Origin of the sequence: Nocardioides sp. Leaf374 (assembly GCF_916862475.1) — a bacterium.
GTDB lineage: Bacteria > Actinomycetota > Actinomycetes > Propionibacteriales > Nocardioidaceae > Nocardioides > Nocardioides kribbensis.
Window position 1 is genome coordinate 1 of the sequence record NZ_CAKASO010000065.1, and the last position, 11678, is coordinate 11678.

General features: G+C 76.4%; 9 protein-coding genes. 1 reads left to right on the forward strand and 8 read right to left on the reverse strand.

The window, feature by feature from the left end; all coding sequences use genetic code 11:
- From LPA27_RS18530 to LPA27_RS18550, 5 genes are all read right to left on the reverse strand, one after another.
- Positions 1 to 397 (reverse strand): hypothetical protein (locus LPA27_RS18530; protein WP_228943414.1); only part of this gene is annotated, 397 nt, incomplete at its 3' end.
- On the reverse strand, positions 394 to 1536 hold the full coding sequence (locus LPA27_RS18535; protein ID WP_228943416.1) for a hypothetical protein: 1143 nt from the start codon (positions 1534 to 1536) through the stop codon (positions 394 to 396). The genes LPA27_RS18535 and LPA27_RS18530, both read right to left, overlap by 4 nt.
- A complete protein-coding gene (locus LPA27_RS18540; protein WP_324251280.1) occupies positions 1533 to 2465 on the reverse strand; it encodes a hydroxymethylglutaryl-CoA lyase in 933 nt (310 codons plus the stop codon). Before LPA27_RS18540 ends, LPA27_RS18535 begins: the two co-directional genes overlap by 4 nt.
- Before the next feature lie 143 nt (positions 2466 to 2608).
- Positions 2609 to 4672 carry a biotin carboxylase N-terminal domain-containing protein gene (locus LPA27_RS18545; RefSeq protein ID WP_228943420.1) on the reverse strand — a complete coding sequence of 688 codons (2064 nt, stop codon included), beginning with the start codon at positions 4670 to 4672 and terminating at the stop codon, positions 2609 to 2611.
- 5 nt (positions 4673 to 4677) lie between these two features.
- On the reverse strand, positions 4678 to 6282 hold the full coding sequence (locus LPA27_RS18550) for a carboxyl transferase domain-containing protein (protein WP_228943422.1): 1605 nt from the start codon (positions 6280 to 6282) through the stop codon (positions 4678 to 4680).
- A gap of 111 nt (positions 6283 to 6393) precedes the next feature.
- On the opposite strand from LPA27_RS18550, the gene LPA27_RS18555 reads away from it, so the two are divergent.
- Complete coding sequence (locus LPA27_RS18555; protein ID WP_228943424.1) at positions 6394 to 6969, forward strand: TetR/AcrR family transcriptional regulator; 576 nt, start codon at positions 6394 to 6396, stop codon at positions 6967 to 6969.
- Between the two features lie 34 nt (positions 6970 to 7003).
- On the opposite strand, the gene LPA27_RS18560 is transcribed toward LPA27_RS18555, so the two are convergent.
- From LPA27_RS18560 to LPA27_RS18570, 3 genes are all read right to left on the reverse strand, one after another.
- Positions 7004 to 8254 (reverse strand): MFS transporter, encoded by a 1251-nt coding sequence (locus LPA27_RS18560; RefSeq protein ID WP_056865159.1) that lies wholly within the window; start codon positions 8252 to 8254, stop codon positions 7004 to 7006.
- Between the two features lie 159 nt (positions 8255 to 8413).
- Complete coding sequence (locus LPA27_RS18565) at positions 8414 to 9175, reverse strand: SWIM zinc finger family protein (protein WP_228943426.1); 762 nt, start codon at positions 9173 to 9175, stop codon at positions 8414 to 8416.
- Positions 9172 to 11448, reverse strand: a complete 2277-nt coding sequence (locus tag LPA27_RS18570) for a DEAD/DEAH box helicase (protein ID WP_228943428.1) — start codon at positions 11446 to 11448, stop codon at positions 9172 to 9174. The genes LPA27_RS18565 and LPA27_RS18570 overlap by 4 nt, the downstream gene beginning before the upstream one ends.
- Positions 11449 to 11678 lie beyond the last annotated feature (230 nt).

The window sequence follows — 11678 nt, forward strand, 5'->3', positions numbered from 1 at the left end:
TCCTGATGGCCGGGAGGCTCACCGAGGGTGGGCCGGCGCGCGTCGCATCGTTCGAGGTGCTGGTGCAGTCGCTGGCCACGCGCACGAGCTCGTCGTCGGGCAGGTCGACGGGGTCGACGGGGGCCCAGCCGAAGCCGCGCGCCTCGGTGGCGCCGACCAGCTCGAGGTCGGGTCGTCCGCGGCCCGGCGCGCTCGCGCCCAGCACCCGCTGCGCGAGCCGCGGGGAGACCCCGCCGGCGAGGTTGAGGCGGCGCAGGAGCTCGAGCTGCTGGGCGCCGGGCAGGACACGGCCGCGCGTCGGCACCTCGGCCGACCACCGGGCCCAGGGGGTGGTGCCGCCGGCCTGCAGGTGGTCGAGCCACGCCCAGGCGCGTCCCTCGCCGGGCGTGCCGCTCACGAGTCGAGCAGGCGGCGGGCCTGGTCGCGCACGCGGCTGCCGATCTGACGGTCGGGGTCCTCGCGGCGCGCGGCCTCGCGGGTCATGGCGGCGAGGGCGTCGACGGCGGCGGCGAGCTGGCGGCGCGGGGGCACCCGGTCGGGGTCGTTCCACGACTCGTCGGGGCCCGGGCGCACGGGGCGCAGGTCGGCGACGTCGCCGACGACGTGCACGCCGCTGGCCTCGACCCACTCGATCCAGCGCTCCGACTGCTCCTCGGCCCAGTCGTGGAAGCGCGGCGGCAGACCGACGCGACCCGACTCGCGACCCACCAGCTCCTGCTCGGCCAGCAGCCCGCGCACGAGGGCGTCGAAGTCGGGACCACCGCGGGTGCGTCGCCCGAGGCTGGTGTTGAGCCGGCGCAGCAGGGCGCTCTCCGCGGCACCCAGCGAGGGGTTGGTGCGCTCGCTCTCGGCGGGCGCCCAGGCGGGGTCGATGGAGAAGGCGCGGCAGAAGCGCAGCCACAGCTCGTCGCCGCCGGGCGCGCCGGCGCCGGTCACCGAGACGCCCGAGCCCCGCTGGGGCACGGTGACCACGTGGACCTGCTCGGGCGGGAGACCGGCCGACCAGGTGCCGAGCACGGCGGGCAGGTCGAAGGACCGGGCGAACCACGTGCGGCCGCGGCGCGCGCGCTTGAGGAAGCGGCGGTAGCTCCACGTGCGGCCCTGCTTGATGCTCTCCTGCCAGGCGGCGGGCAGCTGCCGGCCGAGGTCGCGGGCGCTGTAGACGACGTGGATCTCGGTGTCGTCGCCGGGCCCGGCGAGGTCGCGCTTGGCCTTGGCCACGTGCTCGGCGCCGGCGGGGGCGAGGATCTCGTGGCTGACCACGACGGTGCCGGTGCGGCGGCGGACCCGGCGTACGAGCGCGTCCCAGCTGCCCTCGGCGTGGCCCGGCTCGCCGCCCCAGTCCTGCCCCTGGAGGTCGAGGGCGGCGCGGAAGTGAAAGAGGGCGGGGCTGACCAGCGCCGAGCGGGTCGGGAAGTGCACGTCGTGGGCCGCCAGCGCCTTGGCGTTGAGGCTCAGCCGGTCCTGGAGGTAGGTCGTGCCGGTCTTCGGCGCACCGATGTGCAGGTAGACCCGGCGGCGGGCGGCGGCACTCACGGTGCTGATTGTGCCAGCGCCCTCACGACCGCCGACGGGCTGGGCCGTCCGAGCCGCTCGGCCATCCAGGTGCTGGTGCCCACGAGGGCGTCGAGGTCGACCCCGTGCTCCACCCCCAGCCCGGTGAGCAGCCACACGAGGTCCTCGGTGGCGAGGTTGCCGGTGGCGCTGGCGGCGTAGGGGCAGCCGCCGAGCCCCCCGGCCGAGGCGTCGAACGTCGTCACCCCGGCGCGCAGGCCCGCGGCGGCGTTGGCGAGGGCCTGGCCGTAGGTGTCGTGGAAGTGCAGGGCCAGCCGGTCGGGGCCGATGCCGGCGTCGGCGAAGGCCTCGACCAGCGCGGTGACGTGGGCGGCGGTGCCGACGCCGATGGTGTCGCCGAGGCTGAGCTGCCCGGCGCCCAGGTCGAGCAGGCGGCGGCCGGTGCCCACGACCTGCGCGACCGGCACCGGACCCTCCCAGGGGTCGCCGAAGCACATGCTGACGTAGGCCCGCACGTCGAGGCCGGCCGCGCGGGCGCGGGCGACGGTGGGGGCGAACATCTCCAGCTGGCTCTCCAGCCCGCGGTTGAGGTTGCGCCGGGCGAAGGTCTCGGTGGCCGAGCCGAAGATCGCGACGTGGCGCAGGCCCAGCTCGAGGGCGCGGTCGAGGCCGCGCTCGTTGGGCACGAGCACGGGCAGGTCGCGCGAGGCCTCGCCGAGGTCGTCGGCCAGGCGGCCCATGAGCTCGGCGGCGTCGGCCAGCTGCGGCACCCACCGCGGGTGCACGAAGCTGGTCGCCTCGACCGTGGTGAGCCCTGCGTCGAGCAGGCGGCGCACGAACTCCGCCTTCACCTCGACCGGCACCAGCGACGCCTCGTTCTGCAGGCCGTCGCGGGGCCCGACCTCGTAGATCCTCACCCGCTGCGGCAGGGCGGGGTCGCGCACCACCATCGGCAGGGCGCCCACCGCAGGCTCGCCCGCCGGGGTCGCCGCCGGCGGGCCCGCGCCTGGCGTGTCGCCGGCACCGGCCGGGGCCGCGGCGTCGCCGGCGGCGGGAGCGCCGGGGCGGCCCGTGCGGGGCTGCTCGCCGCCGGTCACCGGGCCCCTCCGTCGCGGTGTGCTCCGTCGCTGGGTGCTCCCGTGCCGGCGCTGTCCGCCCCGGTGCCGGCGGAGCCGGGCGCGTCGGGCGCGGCCTCGACGACGAAGAGCGTCGCTCCCAGCGCGACCTGGCGTCCGGCGACGGCGTCGACCTCGGTGACGGTGCCGGCGAAGGGCGCCCGCAGGGCCAGCTCCATCTTCATCGCCTCCACCACGCCGAGCACGTCTCCCTCGGCGACCTCCTGGCCCACCACCACGCGCACGTCGAGCACGGTGCCCGGCATCGGGGAGACCAGCGTGCCGTCACCCGCGGCGGGCCCGCGGTCGGCGGCCGGGTCGGGTCGTCGGAAGACGTGGCGCTGACCGCGCAGGACGACCTCGACCTCGTGGGCCCGGGCGTCGACGACGGCCTCGAGGCGCTCCCCGTCGACGTCGAGCAGCACCGTGTGGTGCTCGGCCCGCAGCTGCACGACCCGCACCCCGTCGACGGCACCGCCGAGGCCGTCGGCGGCCCGCTCGACCACCACCGGCCGGTCGAGGCCCACCCGTTGCGGGGCGGGCGGCCCGCCGAGGCGGAACCCGTCGGCGTGGAAGGGACCGGCGCTGGGGCGGACCCGGCCGGTGTCGCCGACCTCGCCGGTGCCGCCGGTCGCGGTGAGCATCGCCTGGGTCCACGCGGCGACGACCCGGGCCTGCGACTCCTCGGGCCGGGGCAGCTCGTGGCGGTCGAGCCAGGCGGTGTCGATCGTGGCGTCGCGGAACTCCTCGGAGGCCACCAGCGCGCGCAGGAAGCCGGCGTTGGTGGTGAGACCGAGGATGGCGGTGCGGTCGAGGGCCGCCACGAGGGCGCGGCGGGCGCTCTCGCGGTCGGGCCCGTGCACGACGACCTTGCCGAGCATCGGGTCGAAGGCGGTCGAGACCACCTGGCCGTCGGCGAGGGCGTGGTCGACGCGGACCACCGTGGCGCCCCGGGGGTCCGCGGCAGGGCCAGCGGCAGGGGCGGCCGAGGTAGCCGTGGGCCAGCGCACCAGGCTGGCCCGACCGGCCTGCGGGAGGAAGCCGGCGTAGGCGTCCTCGGCGTAGACCCGCGCCTCGATGGCGTGGCCCACCAGGGTCAGGTCGTCCTGGGCCAGGCCGACCGGCTGGCCGGCCGCCACGCGCAGCTGCAGCTCGACCAGGTCGACCGGAGCGCCGTCGACGCGGGCGACCAGCTCGGAGACCGGGTGCTCGACCTGGAGGCGGGTGTTCATCTCCAGGAAGTAGAACTCCCCGGTGTCGGCGTCGAGCAGGAACTCCACGGTGCCGGCGCCGGTGTAGCCGACGTGGGCGGCCAGGTCGACGCCGGCCTGGCGCACCCGGGCGCGCGTGGCCTCGTCGAGGGTCGGCGCGGGCGCCTCCTCGAGCACCTTCTGGTGCCGGCGCTGGGTGGAGCAGTCGCGCTCGAAGAGGTGCAGGACGGTGCCGTGGGCGTCGCCGAGGACCTGGACCTCGACGTGGCGACCGCGCTCGACGTACTTCTCCACCAGCATGGTGTCGTCGCCGAAGGCCGCCAGCGCCTCGCGGCGCGCGGCGGCCGTGGCCTCCTCGAGCTCCGCGGCCGAGCGCACCACGCGCATGCCCTTGCCACCGCCGCCCGCGGCGGCCTTGACCAGCACGGGGTAGGCGGCGTCCTCACCGGTCGGCACCACCGGCACCCCGGCGGCCACCGCGATCTCGCGCGCGGCGTCCTTGCGGCCCATGCGGTCCATCACCTCGGCCGACGGGCCGACCAGGACGACGCCGGCGGCCTCCAGCGCCCGCGCGAACGCCGCCCGCTCGGAGAGGAAGCCGTAGCCGGGGTGCACCGCGTCGGCGCCCACGGCCACCGCGGCGGCGACCACCGCGTCGACGTCGAGGTAGCTCTCCACGCGCACCGCGGCGTCGGCGGCGCGCACGTGGGGCGCCGTGGCGTCGAGGTCGGTGTGGATCGCGACCGTGCGCAGGCCCAGGCGGGCGGCGGTGCGGAAGACGCGCAGCGCGATCTCGCCGCGGTTGGCGACGAGCAGGGTGTGGATCGTCATCTCGCTCACATCCGGAAGACGCCGTAGGAGGGGCTGGGCACCGGCGCGTGCGCGGCGGCCGCCAGGCCCATGCCGAGCACCCGGCGGGTGTCGACGGGGTCGATGACGCCGTCGTCCCACAGCCGGGCCGTGGAGTAATACGGCGAGCCCTGCGCGTCGTACTGCTCGCGGATCGGGGCGCGGAAGTCCTCCTCCGCCTCGGCCGACCAGTCCTCGCCGCGGGCCTCGAGCCCGTCGCGGCGCACCGTGGCCAGCACCGAGGCGGCCTGCTCGCCGCCCATCACCGAGATCCGCGCGTTGGGCCACATCCACAGGAAGCGCGGGTCGTAGGCCCGCCCGCACATGCCGTAGTTGCCCGCGCCGAAGGAGCCGCCGATGACGACGGTGAACTTCGGGACGACGCTGCACGCGACCGCGGTGACCAGCTTGGCGCCGTCGCGCGCGATGCCGTTGTTCTCGTACTCGCGCCCGACCATGAAGCCCGAGATGTTCTGCAGGAAGACCAGCGGGATGCCGCGCTGGTTGCACAGCTCGATGAAGTGCGCGCCCTTGAGCGCCGACTCGCTGAAGAGGATGCCGTTGTTGGCCACGATGCCGACCGGGTGGCCCCACACGTGGGCGAAGCCGCACACCAGGGTCTCGCCGTAGAGCTGCTTGAACTCCTGGAAGCGGCTGCCGTCGACGACGCGGCGGATCACCTCGCGCACGTCGTAGGGCGTGCGGACCTCCGCGGGCACGACGTCGAGCAGGCCGGCGGGGTCCTCCAGCGGCTCCTCCACCGGGCGCACCTCCCACGGCGGCGGCGGGGTCGGTCGCAGCGTGTCGACGATGCCGCGCACCACCGCGAGGGCGTGGTCGTCGTCGTCGGCGAGGTGGTCGACGACCCCGGACGTGCGGGCGTGGACGTCACCGCCGCCGAGCTCCTCGGCCGTGACGACCTCGCCGGTCGCGGCCTTCACCAGCGGCGGGCCGCCGAGGAAGATCGTGCCCTGCTCGCGCACGATGACGCTCTCGTCGGCCATCGCCGGCACGTAGGCGCCGCCGGCGGTGCAGGAGCCCATGACGCTGGCGATCTGCGGGATGCCCCGCGCCGACATCGTGGCCTGGTTGAAGAAGATCCGCCCGAAGTGCTCGCGGTCGGGGAAGACGTCGTCCTGCATCGGCAGGAAGGCCCCGCCGGAGTCGACGAGGTAGACGCAGGGCAGGTGGTTCTCCGCCGCGACCTGCTGGGCGCGCAGGTGCTTCTTGACCGTGAGCGGGTAGTAGGTGCCGCCCTTGACCGTGGCGTCGTTGGCCACCACCACGCAGAGCCGGCCGCTGACCTGGCCGACCCCGGTGACGATGCCGGCGCTGGGCACGGCGTCGACCGGGGCCCCGACCGGGACGTCGGCCCCGGGTCCGGCCTGGCCCGGGGTGCCGTACATGCCCGTGGCGGCGAGGGGGCTCAGCTCGAGGAAGGGGCTGCCGGGGTCGAGCAGCCGGTCGACCCGGTCGCGCACCAGCAGCTTGCCGCGGTCGGTGTGCTTGGCCCGCGCGGCCTCGGTGCCGCCGCGCCGCGCCGCGGCCAGCCGCTCGTGCAGGTCGGCGGTGAGCTCCCTGAGGTCTGTCACGCGCCCAGGTTAGCGATCGTTAACCGCAGCGTCCACGGGGTGCCCCCGCCGGCGCGGCCGGGGGCTGGAAGGTCGCCCGGTGCGCCGGTGAACGAGCGCTAACCTGTGCCGGTGACGACCGAGCAGGACGCCCCGCCCAGCCGGCGGCAGCAGATCCTCGACACGGCGGCCGAGCTCTTCGCCCAGCGCGGCTTCCACGGTGTCTCGGTCGCCGACCTCGGCGCGGCGTGCGGCATCTCGGGCCCGGCGCTCTACAAGCACTTCGCCAGCAAGGACGCCGTGCTGGCCGAGATGCTGGTCTCGATCAGCGAGCAGCTGCTGACCGTCGGGCGCGAGCGGGCCGCGGCGACCGACTCGCCGGCGGCCGCGCTCGAGGCCCTCGTCGGCTGGCACGTCGACTTCGCGCTGCGCCACCGCGCGCTCATCGTGGTGCAGGACCGCGACTGGGAGTCCTTGCCCCCCGCCGCGCGCGAGCAGGTGAGGCTGCTGCAGCGGCAGTACGTCGAGGTCTGGGCCGAGCAGCTGCGGCTGCTGCACCCCGACCTCGGGCTCGGCGCCGCCCGCGCCACCGCCCACGCGGCCTTCGGGCTGATCAACTCCACGCCCCACAGCGGCCTGCTCGACGACGCGGCCATGCGCGACCTGCTGCGCGCCATGGCCGTCCGCGCCCTGCGCGCCGACGCCTGACCCGGGCCGGGCGACCGCGCGAGGCGCCGCGGCGTCAGGCGACGGGGCTGACCGCGGGCTCGGGCGTGGCGACGGGGTCGGCGACCCGCTCGATGCGGCGCAGCGCCGGCTGGGCGACGAGGGCGAGCACGACCGCGAGGCCGGCCCCGGTCACCGAGACCGCGAAGGCCGCGGTGTGGCCCGAGGCGTCGGCCAGGCGCCCGGCGGTGCTGGAGCCCAGGGCGTAGCCGATCCCGGTGGCGCCGGCCATCAGCGTCATCGCGGCGCCGACGCGGGCGCGCGGGGCGACCCGCTCGGCGAGGGTGAAGGTGGTGATCATGTAGGGCGCGATCACCGTGCCGAGCACCATCACGACGGCGACCAGCGGACCGAGGCCGTCGACCAGCAGCAGCGGCGCGGACAGCACGAGCATGCCGACCGCGAAGGCCAGCAGCCGGCGGGCGGGGTGGAAGGAGTCGGGCAGCAGCACCATCGCGAGGCCGGCCAGCACCGAGCCGATGCCGAGGGTCGCGTGCACCAGGCCGGCCAGGCCGAGCTGGCCCTGGGCCTCGGCGAGCACCGACGTGCCGGTCTGCACCGACCCGAAGAGCACGCCCACCAGCAGCTGCGCCCCGAAGAGCGCCGCGAAGGTTCCGGTCACCAGGCGGCCGCGCGCGGCGCCGGCGTGGTCGGGGTCGACCAGACGAGCCGTCGGGTGCAGGCCGAACCACGTGCCGAAGGCCAGCAGGAGCGCGGCGGCCACCACGACCGCGGTGCCGGGGCTGGCGATGGCGACGACGACGCCGAGCAGCGCCGGGCCCAGCACGTACGACGCCTCGTCGGCCGCGCCCTCGTAGGAGAACGCGGCGTCGACCAGCCGCGAGCGGGCCGCACCGGTGCCGCGGGTGATCGGGCGCCAGCGCACCCGGGCGAGCGGGCCCACCTGCGGGATGAGCAGGCCGGCCGCGCCGGCCGCGGCGACGAGCACGCCGGTGGCGGCGCCCCGGTGGGCCAGCGCGACGAGCACGAGCAGGCCCGCCCCGCCGAGGAGCGACTGCACGACCACGACGGGGCGCTGGCCCAGACGGTCGGCGAGCGCGCCGGCGACCGGCGAGCCGACCGCGTTGGCCACGGCGAGGCTGCCGGCGGCCAGACCGCCCGCGGCGTAGGAGCCGGTGACGGAGGAGACGAGGAGCAGGGCGCCCATCTGGCTCATCGCCGCGGGCAGGCGGCCGACGAAGGCGACGACGACGTAGAGCGGACCGGTGAGGCCGAGGAGACGGCGGTAGCTGACGAGGGGTGACACGGATCGATCTCGAATCTTGCTGGTGTCGGGGCGCGACACGTCCGGCGCGCGTCGAACCCACCTCCGAGACGCGCAGGAACCCTCTGCTCCAGCCATCGTAGCGAGTGCTACGTCGTGCCGGGAAGTCCTCGTGCGCGCCGCGGCCCCGGGCCGGGTCGCTCAGAACAGTCGGTCGAGCGCGTCCCCGTGGCCGCCGTCGGAGCCCAGGGCGTCGGCGCCGCGCTCGAGCAGGTCGAGCAGCCGCGCGGCGCGCACGCTCGCGTCGAGCGCCAGCGTCAGGTCGTCGAGGTCCTCCCCCGCGCCGGCGGCGTCGCCCTGGTCGGGGTGGTCCCCGCGACCGGCCGGGCCGGGGTCCCCGGCATGGTCGGCGTGGTCGGCGTGCAGCCGCGCCAGCAGCTCCTCGCGGCCCACGCCGCGCAGGTGCAGCAGCACGAAGGGGTCGGCCTCCAGCAGCCAGGTCAGCTGGTAGAGCACCGCGAGGGCGTGCGCGCAGGGGTCGGTCCAGGCGGGGCAGGTGCAGGTGGTGGCGAGCTCGCCGCCGTAGGGCAGCAGCTCGACGCCAGCCTCCTCGGCGTGCTCGACCAGGTCGTGGGGCAGGTCGCCGCCCAGCAGCGCGGCGACCCGGCCCGAGGCCGCCGCCACCGCCTCCACCAGGGCCTCGGCGCCGGGCCGGTCGAGCACGGGGACCTCCCCGGAGACCGTCCACAGGCCGTGGGCGTCCTCCACGGAGGCGAGGAAGGACCCGTCGTCGACGCTCACCTGCCCCACCCGCCCGCCACGGGCCAGGCTGCGGCCGGCGGCCAGGTCGGCCTCGGCGTAGGCCGACTCCTCGACCGCGCGCACCCACGCCTTGCCCCACCACGTGCTCGCCCGGGTGCGCGAGCGGCGCGGGGCGAGCCGGGGGTGGAGCAGGGCGCTCACGGGAGGTCCGGCCCGCCGGCCGCGGCGCCCCCGGCGGGGTCGCGGCGCAGGGTCACGAGGTCGCGCAGCTCCGCGTCGCTCAGCTCGGTGAGCGCGGCCTCCCCGCCCCCGAGCACGGCGTCGGCCAGCGCCCGCTTGCGCGCCAGCAGCTCGCCCACCTTCTCCTCGATCGTGCCGCGGGTGGTCATGCGGTGCACCTGCACCGGGCGGGTCTGGCCGATGCGGTAGGCGCGGTCGGTGGCCTGCTCCTCGACCGCGGGGTTCCACCAGCGGTCGAGGTGGACGACGTGGTCGGCACGGGTGAGGTTGAGCCCCGTGCCCCCGGCCTTGAGCGAGAGCAGGAAGACCGGCGCGGGCTCGTCGGGCGCAGCGTCCTGGAAGCGCCGCACCATCGCCTCGCGCTCGCGCACGGGCGTGCCGCCGTGGAGGAACTGGTGGGCGATCCCCTGGGCCGAGAGGTGGGACTCGACCAGCCGCGCCATCGCGACGTACTGCGTGAAGACCAGGGCGGCGCCGCCCTCGGCGAGCACCGTGGAGAGCAGCTCGTCGAGCAGGTCGATCTTCTCCGAGCGTCCCGCGACGCGGCCGCCCGACTGCTTGAGGAAGTGCGCGGGGTGGTTGCAGATCTGCTTGAGCCCGGTGAGCAGGGCCAGCACCAGACCGCGGCGGGTCTCCTCGTCGGCCCGCTCGATGCGCTCCATCGTGTCGCGCACGAAGGCCTCGTAGAGCACGGTCTGCTCGCGGGTCAGCGAGAGCGGGTGGTCGGTCTCGGTCTTGGCCGGCAGCTCCGGGGCGATGCCGGGGTCGGACTTGCGCCGGCGCAGCAGGAAGGGCTCGACGAGGTCGGCGAACTGCCGGGCCTTGGTCGGCTCGAGGCCCGACTCGATCGGCGCGGCCCACACCTTGCGGAAGGCGTTGCGGCTGCCCAGCAGCCCCGGGGTGGCCCAGTCGAGGATCGCCCACAGCTCGGTGAGGTCGTTCTCGACCGGGGTGCCGGTGAGCGCGACCCGGGCGCGGCTGGGGATGCGGCGCAGGTGGCGGGCCGTGGCCGAGCGGGGGTTCTTGACGTGCTGGGCCTCGTCGGCGACCACGAGGTCCCAGGCCACGCCGGCCAGCTGCTCGTGGGAGACCCGCATCGTGCCGTAGGTCGTCAGCACGAAGCCGGGGTCGCCGGTCAGGCCCGCCTCGAGGTCGTCGAGGGAGCGCTGGCCCCCGTGGAAGCGGCGCACCGGCACGCCGGGGGCGAAGCGCGCGATCTCGGCCTCCCAGTTGCCCAGCAGCGAGGTCGGGCAGACCACCAGGGTCGGGCCGGTGGCGCCCTCGTCGTGGCGGTGCAGGTGCAGCGCGATGAGGGTGACGGTCTTGCCCAGGCCCATGTCGTCGGCCAGGCAGGCCCCCAGGCCGAGCGAGGTCAGCTCGGCCAGCCAGGTCAGGCCGTGGCGCTGGTAGTCGCGCAGGGTGGCGCGCAGCCCGGCGGGGGTCTCGACGGGGGGCCTGACCGCGGCCTGCGTGATCCGGTCGCGCATCCTCAGCAGGCTCGCCCCGACCACCACCTGCTCCAGGGGGGCGGGCTCGGCGTCGGCGCGGCGCCGCTCGACCACCCCGACGCCGGTGAGCGCCGTCGCCAGCGCCTCGACCGCCGAGAGCGAGCGCACCATCCGCTGGCGCGCCTTGCGGGCCACCGCGGGGTCCACGACGGTCCAGCCGCCCCGCAGCCGCAGCACCGGGGCCGCGGCGGTGGCCAGCTGCTCCATCTCCTCCTCGGTGAGCGGGTCGCCGTGCAGAGCGACCTGCCAGCGGAAGGCGAAGAGCTGGTCGGGGGCCAGGATGCTGTCCTGGAGGGCCTCCTCCCGCGGGCCGGGCGCGGCCCGACCCGGCGCCGCCGGCCGGGCGTCGAGCACCGCCGTGGCGGTGAGGTCGCGGCCCAGCGAGCGGGGCCACAGCACGTCGACGCCACGCTGCCCGAGCGCGCCCACGCCGACCTCGAGCAGGCTGACCAGCTCCTCGGCGTCGAGGGTGATCTCGTCGGGCACGCGCAGCTCGAGCAGCCGCTCGAGCACCGGCCAGGTGTCGGCGGCGGCGCGCAGCGCGACGAGGGCGTGCGTGCGGGCCCGGTCGCCGAACCCGTGGCCGCCGGGCTCGTCCGGGTCCTGCGTCCACAGCAGGGCCGCGTCGCAGACGTGGAGCGGGTTGCGCTCGTCGTGCACCTGGGGCACCAGCCGCACCGCGCCGGCGACCAGCTCCTCCTCGTCGGCCTCCACCCGCAGCGACACCGTCACCAGCTGCGGGCGGTCGTCGGCCGGCTCCTCGCGGTGGGCCTCGATGCGCCGGCGCAGCCGGTCGGCGAAGGTCTCCCCCGAGCCCGAGCCCGACCCCGAGCCCGACCCCGTACGCCGGGCAGCGCCCGCCGCCCGCCGCGCGCATCGCCGCCGGCCACTGGGAGACCTTCGAGACCGACGAGCGCGGCGTTGCCTACAGCTCCGAGAGCGCCCCGCACGTCGCG

Excerpts from the sequence above, each read along its gene's own strand:
- LPA27_RS18540 (WP_324251280.1), bottom strand. The coding sequence starts at position 2,465 with ATGGTGGTGCGCGACCCCGCCCTGCCGCAGCGGGTGAGGATCTACGAG.
- LPA27_RS18545 (WP_228943420.1), bottom strand. The coding sequence starts at position 4,672 with ATGACGATCCACACCCTGCTCGTCGCCAACCGCGGCGAGATCGCGCTG.